This is a genomic window from Proteus sp. G2675, from assembly GCF_963886535.1.
Lineage (GTDB): Bacteria > Pseudomonadota > Gammaproteobacteria > Enterobacterales > Enterobacteriaceae > Proteus > Proteus mirabilis.
Window position 1 is genome coordinate 1 of the sequence record NZ_CAWPCB010000011.1, and the last position, 14,748, is coordinate 14,748.

Genomic DNA, 14,748 nt, shown 5'->3' on the forward strand with positions numbered 1-14,748 from the left:
TCCATTTGGTCTTTGTCACAAAATACAGGCGAAAAATATTTGATCAGGATGCAATTGAAAAATGGCGAGGCTACTTTGCCAGTGTTTGTGCTGATTTTGATGTTGAACGGGTTGAAATGGATGGGGAGCGGGATCAGGTTCATTTACTGATTAATTACCCGCCAAAACTGGCGATATCTAATCTGGTTAACAGCCTTAAAGGGGTATCGAGCCGATTACTTCGGCGTGATCGTCCTGATATTGCCCAACGTGATTACTACAAGGGGGTTCTTTGGTCGCCGAGTTATTTCGCGGGGAGTTGTGGTGGCGCACCAATATCCATTATCCGCCAGTATATTGAGCAACAGGAAACACCTAGTTAGTTAAAAAACCGCGCCTTATATCCCCGACCTGAAGGACGGGGTTTTACGGTGCTTTGGATAAACTTATATTCTGTTTTATCTTTTAAAATATATTAGTACTTATTTTTCTAAGCTATTTGCGTGAGAAGAAGGCGGCAAAGGAGGTTATCCCAAGGAGCATACATTAGTATGTGACTTGGGTAACCGAGTGCAGCCAACGCACTTATCGCGTAAAGAGCGACGAAAAATTAGTTGGCAACAGCAATCTTTTTCATATCCGTCATATACCCTCTTAATTTCTTACCGACAATCTCAATAGGGTGCTGACGAATGGCTTCATTGATATCACGCAATTGAGCATTATCTGTCCCACTATCTGGAACATGCTTCGCTAAATCGCCACTTTGCAACGTCGTCATAAACTCTTTTAACATCGGCACGGCGGCAAAAGAGAACAGATAGTTACCGTACTCTGCGGTATCTGAAATAACCACATTCATTTCATACAGACGTTTACGCGCAATCGTATTCGCGATTAATGGCAATTCATGCAGTGACTCATAATAGGCAGATTCAGCGATAATGCCAGCTTCAATCATCGTATCAAACGCCAGCTCAACACCCGCTTTAACCATCGCAACCATCAATACGCCATGATCAAAATACTCTTGCTCGCTGATTTTACCTTCATATTCAGGATAATTTTCAAATGCGCTTGCACCCGTTTCTTCACGCCATGTCAGCAAGTTTTTATCATCATTTGCCCAATCTGCCATCATGGTTTCAGAGAATTTACCTGAAATAATATCATCCATATGTTTAGCAAACAGTGGTGCCATAATCTCTTTTAATTGCTCTGATAAAGCATAAGCACGCATCTTGGCAGGATTAGATAATCTATCCATCATCAAGGTAATACCACCTTGCTTCAGGGCTTCTGTAATCGTTTCCCAACCAAACTGGATAAGCTTACCTGCATAGCCCGGTTCAACACCTTCAGCAACCATTTTGTCATAACACAGCAGAGAGCCGGCTTGTAACATACCACACAGGATAGTTTGCTCGCCCATCAGGTCTGATTTTACTTCCGCAACAAAAGATGATTCCAACACTCCCGCACGATGTCCACCTGTGGCTGCCGCCCATGCTTTCGCAATGGCCATACCTTCACCTTTAGCATCATTTTCTGGGTGAACAGCAATTAGGGTAGGTACACCAAAACCACGCTTATACTCTTCGCGCACCTCAGTACCTGGACATTTTGGCGCAACCATCACAACGGTAATATCGTCACGAATTTTTTCACCCACTTCAACGATATTAAACCCATGAGAATACCCCAAAGCGGCGCCTGACTTCATCAGTGGTTGAACGGCTTGAACAACGGCGGAGTGCTGTTTATCCGGCGTTAAGTTAACCACTAAATCGGCTTGCGGGATCAATGCTTCATAGGTTCCTACTTCAAAACCATTTTCAGTGGCACGACGCCATGAAGCACGCTTTTCATCAATAGCCTCTTGGCGTAATGCGTAGGCGATATCCAGTCCTGAATCACGCATATTTAAACCTTGGTTTAAACCTTGTGCACCACAGCCAACAATAACGACTTTTTTACCTTTTAGATAATTAGCCTCATCGGCAAATTCGTCACGAGACATAAAGCGACATTTACCCAGTTGCGACAACTGCTGACGCAGATTCAATGTATTAAAATAATTGGCCATGAGCGACTCCCAAATCGTTGTGTATATGTTTGCTATTGTTATCCCCACTCTCGGTGAGGTATTGCATGACTTTACTATAGGGGATGAAAGCCATTGCTTAAATTGATATATTTACAAGATGATGTTGCAATAAATGCAACGTTATTTTTACTATTTACCTAGGCGGCTGACCATGGATATTCGCGATCTCAAACTCTTCTTACATCTTGCTGAAAGTTGCCATTTCACCAAGACTGCGCAAGCCATGCATGTCAGTCCATCCACGCTTTCACGTCAGATCCAGCGTCTTGAAGAACAACTAGGGCATCCACTTTTTTTGCGTGATAACCGCCAAGTCACACTGACTGATGCAGGGGAACAACTTAAACGTTATGCTCAACACACCTTATTGCAATATAAGCAACTCAAACATACGCTAAACCAGAACAGTCCCAGCTTGTCTGGAGAGCTACGTCTATTTTGTTCAGTCACTGCAGCTTATAGTCACCTTCCGCCGATCCTTGACCGTTTTCGTGCGGAAAATCCCTTAGTCGAGATAAAATTGACTACCGGTGATGCCGCAGATGCTGTGGATAAAGTTATCTCAGATGAAGCCGATTTAGGTATTGCAGGAAAACCAGAGAAGTTGCCTGAAAATATCTGCTTTGAGAAAATAGGCGAGATCCCCTTAGTTCTTATTGCCCCTGCTCTACCGGGTAATGTTCGACACCTTGCTACACAAGAAAAACCGGATTGGCTCAATATTCCCTTTATCATTCCTGAACACGGCCCATCACGACAGCGCATTGCTTTATGGTTTAAACGCCATCGAATTCAAAATCCTCTTATTTATGCCACTGTTTCAGGGCATGAAGCGATTGTTTCAATGGTTGCTCTTGGTTGTGGTATCGCACTTATTCCGCAAGTTGTCGTCGATAACTGCCCTGAGCCGGTACGAAATCGTATCTCTTTGCTCGATAATATATCGCTGGTAGAACCCTTTGAACTTGGCGTTTGTGGTTTACACAAACGCCTTCAAGAGCCTGTGATCAGTGCGTTTTGGCGCCTACTCCACCACTAAGCTGGCTGTTTGTGGTGAAAGAAATAACTGAAAAGACGGATTTCCTGTCTCATCATGATATTCATAACCTAACGCATCTAAATGCCGTTCAAAACGCCCTTCCGTTTCAGGTAACTCAAACGCCACCAGCACACGGCCATAATCAGTACCATGGCTTCGGTAATGAAATAGCGTAATATTCCAGTAAGTCCCTAATGTTTTAAGAAACTTCATTAATGCACCCGGTGCTTCTGGAAACTCAAAGCTAAACAGACGCTCTTTTAATGGCTGATTAGGGCGACCACCGACCATATAACGCACATGCAATTTTGCCATCTCATCATCGGAGAGATCGGAGACTTGATAACCCGCCTCCGTTAGCTGTTGCACGATTTCCTTACGCTCTTGTAGCCCTTGGCTTAAACGCACACCGACAAAAATACGTGCATTTTCTGGATCGGCATCGCTATAACGATAGTTAAATTCAGTAACAACACGTTGTCCTAAAATTTGGCAAAAACGCAAAAAACTACCCTTTTGTTCGGGAATTGTAACGGCAAATAGCGCTTCTCGTTTTTCACCTAGTTCACAACGTTCCGAAACATAACGTAAGCCATGGAAGTTGACATTAGCGCCAGAAAGTACGTGGGCTAAACGTTCCCCTTTGATCTGATGCTCCTCAACATATTTTTTTAGCCCTGCTAATGCCAAAGCACCAGAAGGCTCGGCAATAGCGCGTACGTCTTCAAACAGATCTTTTACTGCGGCACAAATTGCATCACTATCAACGGTTATCACATCATCAACATACTTTTGGCATAAACGGAAGGTTTCATCGCCAATACGTTTGACAGCGACACCTTCGGCAAATAATCCAACGCGAGGTAACTCAACAGGATGTCCTGCTTCTAACGCTGCTTTTAAACAAGCAGCATCTTCCGCCTCAACACCAATGATCTTTATTTCAGGCATCAGTTGTTTAATTAATACAGCAACCCCAGCAATTAAACCGCCGCCGCCAACAGGTACAAAAATACGATCAAGATGGACGTCCTGTTGTAACAGCTCCATTGCTAATGTTGCTTGCCCGGCAATCACAGCGGGATGATCAAAAGGAGGCACAAAGGTATATCCCATCTCTTTTGCCAAAGCGATGGCTTTTGCTTTTGCTTCATCAAAGTTAGCCCCATACAACAATGCTTCACCACCAAACTGGCGTACGGCATCCACTTTGATATCTGCCGTTGCAATAGGCATTACAATTAATGCTTTTATACCCATTCGATTAGCTGATAACGCCACCCCTTGGGCATGATTTCCCGCTGATGCAGTAACCACCCCTTTTGCCTTTTGCTCCGGCGTTAACCCTGCAATCATGTTATAAGCGCCACGCAGTTTAAAGCTATGTACCGGTTGTCGGTCTTCTCGTTTAACTAAAATGGTATTTTCTAGACGCTGAGAAATTTTTGCCATCTCTTGCAAAGGTGTCACGACAGCAGCTTCATAAACAGGCGCACTTAATGCGGCTTTTAAATATTCAGCACTACTTGGTGCTGAAGTTAAAGGTCTAAAGGCTGCCATGAGTTAGCCCCCTAATTTAGATTTGTCACGTACAGCACCTTTGTCTGCACTGGTTGCTAAAGACGCGTAGGCACGTAAAGCAAAAGAGACTTGGCGCTGCCTATCTTTAGGTGTCCACGCTTTATCTCCACGAGCAAGTTGTGCTTCACGACGGGCTGCTAGTGTTTTCTCATCTACCCGTAAGTTAATTTCGCGATTTGGAATATTGATATCAACAATATCCCCTTCTTCCACTAAACCAATGATCCCACCATTTGCCGCTTCCGGTGAAACGTGTCCGATAGATAACCCCGAGGTTCCACCAGAAAAACGTCCATCAGTGATTAATGCGCACGCTTTGCCTAATCCCATTGATTTTAAATATGAGGTTGGATAGAGCATTTCTTGCATACCGGGCCCCCCTTTCGGGCCTTCATAACGGATAATGACCACATCACCCGCAACGACCTTGCCACCTAAAATTGCCTCTACCGCATCATCTTGGCTTTCGTATACTTTAGCAGGGCCACTAAACACTAAATTATCTTCATCCACACCCGCTGTTTTAACAATGCAGCCATCTTGCGCTAAATTACCTGATAACACGGCCAAACCACCATCTTGGCTATAAGCATGCGCTTTACTGCGGATACACCCCTGTTCACGATCGGTATCTAAAGTCGGCCAACGGCAATCTTGTGAAAAAGCTTTTGTGGTACGAATACCTGCGGGACCGGCTTGGTACATTGATTTCACTTGCTCATCTTGGCTTAGCATCACATCATATTGTGCTAATGTTTCAGGCAAACTTAAGCCTAAGATATTATTAACATTGCGATTAAGTAATCCTGCTCTGTCTAATTCACCTAAAATCCCCATCACCCCACCTGCTCGGTGCACATCTTCCATATGATATTTTTGGGTACTTGGTGCCACCTTACATAAATGAGGAACTTGGCGAGAAAGTCTGTCGATATCTTCCATCTTAAAATCAACATCACCTTCTTGCGCGGCAGCTAATAGATGTAAAACGGTATTTGTTGATCCCCCCATGGCGATATCTAAGATCATCGCATTTTCAAATGCTTCTTTTTTAGCGATATTACGTGGTAATGCAGATAGATCATCTTGTTCGTAATAACGTTTAGTTAATTCAACAATACGCTTACCCGCATTAATAAATAATGTTTTACGATCAGCATGGGTTGCTAATAATGAACCATTACCCGGTTGCGATAATCCTAACGCTTCAGTCAAACAATTCATTGAGTTTGCCGTAAACATACCAGAGCATGATCCACATGTAGGGCAAGCAGAACGCTCAATTTGTTCACTATCAGCATCACTGACATTAGGATTAGCCCCTTGGATCATCGCATCAACCAGATCTAACTTGATCAATTGATCAGAAAGCTTTGTTTTACCCGCTTCCATCGGTCCACCAGAAACAAAAATGACTGGGATATTTAAGCGTAAAGACGCCATCAGCATACCCGGTGTGATTTTGTCGCAGTTAGAAATACATACCATGGCATCTGCACAATGTGCATTGACCATATATTCCACAGAATCAGCAATTAACTCACGGGAAGGTAACGAATAAAGCATGCCACCATGTCCCATCGCGATACCGTCATCCACCGCAATAGTATTAAATTCTTTAGCCACACCACCCGCAGCTTCAATTTGCTCTGCAACCAGTTTTCCTAAATCCCGCAAATGCACATGACCGGGTACAAATTGAGTAAATGAATTTACAACTGCGATAATAGGTTTACCAAAATCAGCGTCAGTCATTCCTGTTGCACGCCATAATGCGCGGGCGCCAGCCATGTTGCGACCATGTGTCGTTGTTGCTGAACGGTATTTAGGCATTTTTCACACTCCTGCGATAATAACAGCGAGTAGGGAACGAACTACTCGCTCAATAAATGTATTTAATTATGATTATGGATTGACAGGATCTAACCAGCCGTATTTGTCTTCGGTTTCACCCGTAAACAAACCAAAGAAAGCTTTCTGAATAGCTTTTGTTACTGGACCACAGCGACCAATACCAACTTGAATACCATCAACGCTACGAACTGGTGTAATTTCTGCAGCGGTACCAGACATAAACACTTCATCAGCAAGATAGAGTGATTCACGAGACAGTACTTGTTCACGAATTTCATAACCGAGATCTTTCGCTAATTTAATAATTGCGTCGCGAGTGATCCCCGGTAGCGCAGATGAGGTAAATGGAGGAGTAAAAATAACGCCATCTTTTACTTCAAATAAGTTCTCACCAGCCCCTTCAGAAAGATAACCATGAACATCTAATGCAATCCCTTCTTGATAACCATGGCGACGAGCTTCACTGCCCACTAACAATGAAGAGAGATAATTACCTCCTGCTTTGGCAGCCGTAGGAATAGTATTAGGTGCTGCTCGATGCCAAGAAGAAACCATCGCATCAATCCCTTTATCTAACGCCTCTTCACCTAAATATGCCCCCCATGGGAATGCAGCAATAATGATATCGGTTTTATAACCTTCTGGTGGATTAACCCCCATTCCGACATCACCAATAAAAACTAAAGGACGAATATAAGCGCTGACTAACTGGTTTTTGCGCAATGTTTCGCGACAAGCTTCCATTAACTCATCAACACTTTGCGCGACAGGCATACGATAAATTTTGGCAGAATCATGCAATCGTTGCATATGCTCACGATGGCGAAAAACGACAGGCCCTTTATGGGAATCGTAGCAACGTACTCCTTCAAATACAGACGTTCCATAATGTAGTGCGTGAGACATGACATGTACTTTTGCCTCAGCCCATGGAACCATTTCACCGTTGAACCAAATATAATCAGCTTGCTTTGTCATTCTTCTATCCTTACATGGCACTAAGTGCACTTATGAATTGTAATTTTTCTTTTTGTTGTTGATGTAAGACCTGAATACCTGCAACATCAGCTAACTTTGTTAACTGGCTACATAAAAGATCAACAGGTCGTTGACTGCTCACAGTCAGAGCTAAATTAATATAGTTACTTTCTGTGATATTCATATTCATTGAGCATATATGAAAACCACGGTGGCGGATAACTCTCAAGATACGTTCTAAGATCTCTGGACAAAAACGGGCTTCAATTGTGATATTGTGTTGGTTCATTTTGATTTCTCCATCATCTCATCATTGCTTGCGCCCGGCGGGACTAAAGGCCAGACATTCTCTGCATCATCGATAGATACCTGTAATAAATAAGGGCCATCACTGGTTAATAAACATTTAATTGCTTCAGCAACCTGTGCTTTTTCTGTAATACGCTGCCCCGGAATATCAAAAGCTTTTGCCAAAGCAACAAAATCAGGGTTGTCCGTTAAAATGGTTTCACTATAACGTTGCTCAAAAAACAGCTCTTGCCATTGGCGTACCATACCAAGCCGCTGGTTATCCAATAACACCAATTTAATAGGTAATTGCTTACGTTTAATGGTGCCTAACTCCTGCACATTCATCATAAAAGAGCCGTCACCAGAGACACAGATAACACACGCATCAGGTCTAGCTATTTGCGCACCAATAGCCGCGGGAATACCAAATCCCATCGTGCCTAACCCACTAGAAGTAATAAAATTTTCTGGCGCATCAAATGTCATATGCTGTGCTGACCACATTTGGTGCTGTCCAACATCTGTTGTCACAATGCTATTTTCAGGCTTAGCATCAGATAACTGTTTTAACAACAAAGGAGCATAAATTGCTTCACCGGGATGATCATAGCGCCAAGCATATTCAGCGATTAATTGCTGTACCTCTTCTTGCCATGCCTCAATAGCTAACGGTTGAGATAACTTAGGTAATAACACTTTGGCATCACCTAACAAAGCAATATGGGCTTGTTTTAATTTATTAAGCTCTGCGTAATCGATATCGATATGGATCACTTTTGCATTGGGTGCAAAAGTATTTAAACGACCCGTTACGCGATCATCAAAACGAGCGCCTACAGCAATTAATAAATCACTACGTTGAACGGCATAATTAGCAGCTTTTGTACCATGCATACCCAACATACCTAAATAATTGGCATCAAATGCATTAGCACAACCTAACCCTTTCAATGTCGAAACAACGGGGATTTGCGTCTGTTTTACAAAAGTTCTTAGCGCCTCAACACCTTGGCTCATTGCTACACCGCCCCCAACATACAAAATCGGCTTTTTCGCTTGTGCTAACATCTGCAGAGCCTGCGCGATTTCGTGTTCGGGATAGGGAAACTCTTGCTCTTGTGGCAATGGATAATCAGCTAAATGTGAAGCATCAGCTAATTGCACATCTTTAGTAATATCAATTAACACAGGGCCTGGACGCCCTTGCTTAGCGATCGAAAATGCTTCTGATACGACTCTTGGCAGTTCATTCACATCAGAAACCAGAAAACTATGTTTGGTGCATGCTAAAGAGAGCCCAAGTACATCCACCTCTTGAAAAGCATCTGTCCCGATTAAATTTGAAGCAACTTGCCCTGTGATAGCAACAACAGGCACAGAATCTAACAATGCATCAGCAAGACCTGTGATGACATTAGTAGCGCCTGGGCCTGATGTCGCGATACAGACACCAGTTGTACCGGTAGAACGAGCAAATCCAATAGCAGCGATAGCGGCTCCCTGTTCATGACGACACAAAACATGTTCGACACCGCCATCATAGAGTGCGTCATACACAGGCATAATCGCACCGCCAGGATAACCAAAGACCGTTTCCACTCGCTGTTTTCGTAATGCTTGAACTAACCACTGTGCTCCATTCATTCTTTCACCCTGCGTCTTAACTTCTTGTTTAATATTAATTTATTTTCTTTTTTATTCTCTTTAAAATCCTTGGCTCAAAAAAAACCCCCGCGCCTTTCGGTGCGGGGGTTTTTCTGAGATCCGGCTAGTTTAGTTAGCCTTTCTTCGTCCTAGTGCAGCCCCGCACAGTGGGTTAATAATCACCACCACGCTGACAATAATTAGGCTAATCACTAGGACGATAGTATTCATAATATTAAAATTCTTTTTCTGTAGTAAAAAATAGTCTGTGTTGTGTTCTCTTTCACTCTGTCCTTTTAGAGTTACCATGATATTTTCATGTTGACAATGATTATTTTTAAAATAATCCTAACCACATGAAACATATAGCTATTTTTATCTCTCCGTCACTCTTCAGAATATAACACTGCTTAATAATTATATTGCAGTGGTTAATGCTGAAAGAAAAACCATTAATTTACTATTTGTTCTGTTAATAGAAATAATTAAATTCAAAAATAAAAAGTTTCGTATAAATAATAATTTTTTATCCAATAATTATTTTTTAACTTTATTTATTTTCTATATTTTTCAATAAATTAAATATTTACGAGATATCTCTCATTTAATTAACTTCTTATTTAACACCTTAATAAAAATAAATTAAAAAGAGAGAAAATAATGGAGAATAAAAAAATGGCATTAGCAGTAATATATACGCGAGCCTCATTAGGGATCTCTGCACCACTTATTACTATTGAGGCTCATATTAGCCAGGGATTACCAGGACTCACTTTAGTTGGTTTACCTGAAACTGTCGTAAAAGAAGCGAAAGATAGGGTAAGAAGCGCATTAATAAATAGTGGATATAGTTATCCAGCAAAAAGAATTACGATTAATCTTTCACCCGCTGATTTACCTAAAGAAGGAGCCCGCTATGATTTACCCATTGCGTTAGCTATCTTAATTGCCTCAGAGCAATTAATCTCTGATAAATTAAATAGTTATGAATTTATCGGTGAGCTTGCACTTTCCGGTAAATTACAAAAAGTGAATGCGGTTATTCCCTCAATTTTAAGCGCCAACAAAGATAATAGAATATCTATCATTTCTATTGAACATCAATCAGAAGTTTCGCTCTTACCTAATAAATCCGCGTTATTAGCTAGCCATCTTTTGGATATTTGTCATCATTTAGAAAATAACACCCCATTAATTGAAGCTAAAAACAATATTAATCACAAAACAATTGAAAACCAAAATAATAAAGATATTAGTGATATTATTGGACAAAATAACGCAAAAAGAGCTGCAGAAATCACAGCAGCAGGAAATCACAACATTTTATTTCTTGGCCCTCCCGGCACAGGAAAAACAATGTTGGCGCAACGCATTAATACTCTCTTACCTCCACTTACAGCTAAAGAAGCCCTTGATGTATTAATTATCAGTAGCCTATCAAATACGATACATCATGATGGTAAATGGCCTTTACGTCCTTTTAGAGCACCTCATCATACGGCATCTGCCGTTGCTTTAACCGGAGGTGGATCTATTCCTAAACCCGGTGAAATTACACTTGCACATCATGGCATTTTATTTTTAGATGAATTGCCGGAATTTGATAGACGTGTGTTAGATGCACTTAGAGAGCCTCTTGATGCGCGCAAAATTACCATTTCACGCGCTAAAGCCAAAATTAGCTATCCCGCAAATGTGTTACTTGTCGGTGCATTAAATCCAAGTCCTACAGGGCACTATCAAGGTACTCATAATCGAACGCCCGTAAAACAAGTATTACGTTATTTAAGCAAAGTATCGGGACCTTTTTTAGATAGGTTTGACTTATCCGTTGAAATGCCATTATTACCTCAAGGTGCACTACTACAATCGACTCATACAAATGAATCGAGTAGCATCATACGAGCTCGAGTTTTACAAGCCAGAGAACGTCAGTTCCAGCGAAGTGGCAAGCTTAATACTTATTTATCAAGTAAAGAGATTGAGCATTTTTGTCAATTACATACCGAAGATGCAATCTTTCTTGAAGAGACATTGAATAAATTAGGCTTATCTATTCGTGCATGGCATAAAATTTTAAGAGTTTCGAGAACTATTGCCGATCTTGAGAATGAGCAAAAAATACAACGAAATCATCTTATTGAAGCGTTGAGTTTTCGCGCCATGGATAGACTGATGATCTATTTACAAAAACAGTTAGAAGGGTAAGTAAAAAAGGAGCGAAATACGCCCCTTTTAAATTAAAACTAATGATATTAATCATCAGAATCGGTATAGTCATCAGATGGATCGAGCTGTGGCTTTCCACCCGATAAGGTATGAAAACGTTTTGGACGACTTATACGACTGGTATATTTCTTCCAAATTTTTTCTTCAACAGTAGCTGCTTCTCGTTCGCCACGACACATGGCAACAAATAATTTTTCCGCTTCAGTTGCAGGCTCTCGTTTGCCTAAATCAAGTTCATTGAAAGCTTGACCATGACGTTCCAATATCTGGGCTTCCTTGATAGTGAAATCGCCATGACGAGAAAAACCACGCGGATAATGTTTATTGTCAAAAAAACGATTAGTCGTGATAAAACTTTCTGCCATCTGACACACTCCTAATTCTCTATCGTCATACTTATGGCGCGGAGTATTAGGGAGTCATGCGGTTCTGTAAAACAAAATATTTAAATCGTAACGACAAATTTTTTTGGAGATAGATGTGGATACCGAATTACTGAAAACCTTTTTGGAAGTCAGTAAGACAAGACACTTTGGCCGAGCCGCTGAATCTCTTTATTTAACACAGTCTGCGGTCAGTTTTAGAATACGCCAATTAGAAACCCAACTTGGGACAAATTTGTTTACTCGCCATCGTAACAATATTCGCTTAACACTCGCTGGAGAAAGGCTTATCCCTTATGCTGAGTCATTAATGAATACCTGGTTACAGGCAAAAAAAGAAATTAGCCACGCCTCCCAACACTCAGAACTTTCAATTGGTGCGACAGCATCGCTCTGGGACGCTTATCTAACCTCTTGGCTACAAGAGGCTTACTTAGAAAGAAATGAGCTTAGAATTGAATCTAGAGTCTCTACAAGGCAATCTCTAGTAAAGCAACTTCATGCTCGTGAGCTAGATCTGCTTTTTACTACAGAAGCACCCAAAATGGATGAGTTGGAAAGTAAAGTCATTGGCAATATCACATTTCAACTAATGAAAAGAGCATCACACCTGAACCAGCAAAGCGCACAATTTATCAAAATTGAGTGGAGTGCTGATTTGTCACCACTTTCACAAAATAGCTCTGCACCAAAAACAGAACCTATTTTGACAACAAATTCAGCTATGATTGCTTATCAGTTAATGAAAACAACAAATGCCGTTGCTTTTTTACCTACTCATTGGCTCGATTTATATCCCGATCTCTCACCAGCAGCAGTAGAGATCATCCAAAAACCGCTATTTGCTGTATGGCTCAATACTAGTGATCAACAAGTGTTAATTCAGCAACTACTTTCTCAACCTGTCTCCAACCATCAGTAGCATTGTGCTTCAGTCAAATTGATATATCAGTAATAAAATTGATGATTGAAGCACATGTTATTACTAATAACAGACTCAATACCCAGAAAAATATTATGTGAATAATGTTAGATTAATCATTTGGATGATACATAAAGTTATAAATACGATTTAGGATTGGCAGAGTTGGAAGGATTGGAGAAAAATATAGTGGTTTTTATATAACAAAAAGCCCAGTTAATTAACTGGGCTACAAAGTAGTATAAATTTTGTTATTACTTAATTGGTAACTGGCAGGGGCGGAGAGGCTCGAACTCCCAACACCCGGTTTTGGAGACCGGTGCTCTACCAATTGAACTACGCCCCTAAATAGTTGGCGGAACGGACGGGACTCGAACCCGCGACCCCCTGCGTGACAGGCAGGTATTCTAACCAACTGAACTACCGCTCCGCTTATTCTTTACGCACTTAATGTCTTTTTACATTAAGGCTTTAATTTAATGCTTGGCAGTTCCCTACTCTCACATGGGGAGACCCCACACTACCATCGGCGCTACGGCGTTTCACTTCTGAGTTCGGCATGGGATCAGGTGGGACCACCGCGCTATGGCCGCCAAGCAAATTCTTGTCTATTACTCGCTTCCTTCCTTTCGGTAAGTCGCCAGTAATTTAATCTTGAACAAGCTGACTTCATCGTTTCGTCTCTCTGACAAAACACTTTCGGTGTTGTCAGGTTAAGCCTCACGGTTCATTAGTACTGGTTAGCTCAACGTATCGCTACGCTTACACACCCAGCCTATCAACGTCTTAGTCTTAAACGTTCCTTTAGGTCGCTTAAAGCGACAGGGAAGACTCATCTCGAGGCAAGTTTCCCGCTTAGATGCTTTCAGCGGTTATCTCTTCCGCACTTAGCTACCGGGCAATGCCATTGGCATGACAACCCGAACACCAGTGGTGCGTTCACTCCGGTCCTCTCGTACTAGGAGCAACCCCTCTCAATCTTCCAACGCCCACGGCAGATAGGGACCGAACTGTCTCACGACGTTCTAAACCCAGCTCGCGTACCACTTTAAATGGCGAACAGCCATACCCTTGGGACCTACTTCAGCCCCAGGATGTGATGAGCCGACATCGAGGTGCCAAACACCGCCGTCGATATGAACTCTTGGGCGGTATCAGCCTGTTATCCCCGGAGTACCTTTTATCCGTTGAGCGATGGCCCTTCCATTCAGAACCACCGGATCACTAAGACCTACTTTCGTACCTGCTCGAGCCGTCACTCTCGCAGTCAAGCTGGCTTATGCCTTTGCACTAACCGCATGATGTCCGACCATGCTTAGCCAACCTTCGTGCTCCTCCGTTACTCTTTAGGAGGAGACCGCCCCAGTCAAACTACCCACCAGACACGGTCCCCGACCCAGTTTATGGGCCTAGGTTAGAACATCAAACGTTAAAGGGTGGTATTTCAAGGTTGGCTCCATGCAGACTGGCGTCCACACTTCAAAGCCTCCCACCTATCCTACACATCAAGGCTCAATGTTCAGTGTCAAGCTATAGTAAAGGTTCACGGGGTCTTTCCGTCTTGCCGCGGGTACACTGCATCTTCACAGCGAGTTCAATTTCACTGAGTCTCGGGTGGAGACAGCCTGGCCATCATTACGCCATTCGTGCAGGTCGGAACTTACCCGACAAGGAATTTCGCTACCTTAGGACCGTTATAGTTACGGCCGCCGTTTACTGGGGCTTCGATCAGGAGCTTCGC

The 14,748-nt window shown here is 42.2% G+C and carries 12 protein-coding genes, 2 tRNA genes and 2 rRNA genes; 4 read left to right on the plus strand and 12 right to left on the minus strand.

Annotated features, from left to right (window positions below):
* Positions 1–362, plus strand: a 362-nt coding sequence (gene tnpA / locus AACQ49_RS02860; RefSeq protein WP_161778884.1) for an IS200/IS605 family transposase, incomplete at its 5' end; no start/stop codon positions are given.
* Positions 363–589: 227 nt separating this feature from the next.
* On the opposite strand, the gene ilvC is transcribed toward tnpA, so the two are convergent.
* Positions 590–2,065, minus strand: a complete 1,476-nt coding sequence (gene ilvC / locus AACQ49_RS02865; protein WP_012368696.1) for a ketol-acid reductoisomerase — start codon at positions 2,063–2,065, stop codon at positions 590–592.
* Between the two features lie 172 nt (positions 2,066–2,237).
* On the opposite strand from ilvC, the gene ilvY reads away from it, so the two are divergent.
* Positions 2,238–3,125 (plus strand): HTH-type transcriptional activator IlvY, encoded by an 888-nt coding sequence (gene ilvY / locus AACQ49_RS02870; RefSeq protein ID WP_004246362.1) that lies wholly within the window; start codon positions 2,238–2,240, stop codon positions 3,123–3,125.
* On the opposite strand, the gene ilvA is transcribed toward ilvY, so the two are convergent.
* The 6 genes from ilvA to ilvL all read right to left on the minus strand — a co-directional run bounded on the left by ilvA (position 3,111) and on the right by ilvL (position 9,704).
* Positions 3,111–4,685, minus strand: a complete 1,575-nt coding sequence (ilvA, locus tag AACQ49_RS02875) for a threonine ammonia-lyase, biosynthetic (RefSeq protein WP_161778885.1) — start codon at positions 4,683–4,685, stop codon at positions 3,111–3,113. The genes ilvY and ilvA overlap by 15 nt on opposite strands.
* Before the next feature lie 3 nt (positions 4,686–4,688).
* On the minus strand, positions 4,689–6,539 hold the full coding sequence (gene ilvD / locus AACQ49_RS02880; RefSeq protein WP_004249676.1) for a dihydroxy-acid dehydratase: 1,851 nt from the start codon (positions 6,537–6,539) through the stop codon (positions 4,689–4,691).
* Positions 6,540–6,611: 72 nt separating this feature from the next.
* Entirely contained in the window at positions 6,612–7,538 is a 927-nt protein-coding gene (locus tag AACQ49_RS02885; RefSeq protein WP_004246365.1) for a branched-chain amino acid transaminase, read from the minus strand.
* Positions 7,539–7,548: 10 nt separating this feature from the next.
* Positions 7,549–7,827 (minus strand): acetolactate synthase 2 small subunit, encoded by a 279-nt coding sequence (ilvM, locus tag AACQ49_RS02890; protein ID WP_004246366.1) that lies wholly within the window; start codon positions 7,825–7,827, stop codon positions 7,549–7,551.
* Entirely contained in the window at positions 7,824–9,473 is a 1,650-nt protein-coding gene (ilvG, locus tag AACQ49_RS02895; RefSeq protein ID WP_017627862.1) for an acetolactate synthase 2 catalytic subunit, read from the minus strand. Before ilvG ends, ilvM begins: the two co-directional genes overlap by 4 nt.
* 129 nt (positions 9,474–9,602) lie before the next feature.
* On the minus strand, positions 9,603–9,704 hold the full coding sequence (ilvL, locus tag AACQ49_RS02900; protein WP_017827031.1) for an ilv operon leader peptide: 102 nt from the start codon (positions 9,702–9,704) through the stop codon (positions 9,603–9,605).
* Positions 9,705–10,148: 444 nt separating this feature from the next.
* On the opposite strand from ilvL, the gene AACQ49_RS02905 reads away from it, so the two are divergent.
* Positions 10,149–11,681, plus strand: a complete 1,533-nt coding sequence (locus AACQ49_RS02905) for a YifB family Mg chelatase-like AAA ATPase (protein ID WP_004249679.1) — start codon at positions 10,149–10,151, stop codon at positions 11,679–11,681.
* Positions 11,682–11,728: 47 nt separating this feature from the next.
* Here the strand turns inward: AACQ49_RS02905 and AACQ49_RS02910 are convergent, their stop codons facing one another.
* Entirely contained in the window at positions 11,729–12,067 is a 339-nt protein-coding gene (locus AACQ49_RS02910; protein WP_004246370.1) for a DUF413 domain-containing protein, read from the minus strand.
* Positions 12,068–12,182: 115 nt separating this feature from the next.
* Between AACQ49_RS02910 and hdfR the strand changes: the two genes are divergently transcribed.
* Complete coding sequence (gene hdfR / locus AACQ49_RS02915) at positions 12,183–13,007, plus strand: HTH-type transcriptional regulator HdfR (RefSeq protein ID WP_004249680.1); 825 nt, start codon at positions 12,183–12,185, stop codon at positions 13,005–13,007.
* Positions 13,008–13,277: 270 nt separating this feature from the next.
* Here the strand turns inward: hdfR and AACQ49_RS02920 are convergent.
* From AACQ49_RS02920 to AACQ49_RS02935, 4 genes are all read right to left on the minus strand, one after another.
* Positions 13,278–13,353: transfer RNA gene (locus AACQ49_RS02920), tRNA-Trp, on the minus strand.
* A gap of 7 nt (positions 13,354–13,360) precedes the next feature.
* Positions 13,361–13,437, minus strand: a tRNA-Asp gene (locus AACQ49_RS02925).
* Positions 13,438–13,488: 51 nt separating this feature from the next.
* Positions 13,489–13,604, minus strand: a 5S ribosomal RNA gene (gene rrf, locus AACQ49_RS02930).
* A gap of 112 nt (positions 13,605–13,716) precedes the next feature.
* A 23S ribosomal RNA gene (locus AACQ49_RS02935) occupies positions 13,717–14,748 on the minus strand; the annotation flags it as partial.

Bases quoted from the DNA above. Each gene is read 5' to 3' on its own strand.
- ilvC (WP_012368696.1), bottom strand. From the start codon at position 2,065: ATGGCCAATTATTTTAATACATTGAATCTGCGTCAGCAGTTGTCGCAA.
- ilvY (WP_004246362.1), top strand. From the start codon at position 2,238: ATGGATATTCGCGATCTCAAACTCTTCTTACATCTTGCTGAAAGTTGC.
- ilvA (WP_161778885.1), bottom strand. From the start codon at position 4,685: ATGGCAGCCTTTAGACCTTTAACTTCAGCACCAAGTAGTGCTGAATAT.
- ilvD (WP_004249676.1), bottom strand. From the start codon at position 6,539: ATGCCTAAATACCGTTCAGCAACAACGACACATGGTCGCAACATGGCT.
- AACQ49_RS02885 (WP_004246365.1), bottom strand. From the start codon at position 7,538: ATGACAAAGCAAGCTGATTATATTTGGTTCAACGGTGAAATGGTTCCA.
- ilvM (WP_004246366.1), bottom strand. From the start codon at position 7,827: ATGAACCAACACAATATCACAATTGAAGCCCGTTTTTGTCCAGAGATC.
- ilvG (WP_017627862.1), bottom strand. From the start codon at position 9,473: ATGAATGGAGCACAGTGGTTAGTTCAAGCATTACGAAAACAGCGAGTG.
- ilvL (WP_017827031.1), bottom strand. From the start codon at position 9,704: ATGAATACTATCGTCCTAGTGATTAGCCTAATTATTGTCAGCGTGGTG.
- AACQ49_RS02905 (WP_004249679.1), top strand. From the start codon at position 10,149: ATGGCATTAGCAGTAATATATACGCGAGCCTCATTAGGGATCTCTGCA.
- AACQ49_RS02910 (WP_004246370.1), bottom strand. From the start codon at position 12,067: ATGGCAGAAAGTTTTATCACGACTAATCGTTTTTTTGACAATAAACAT.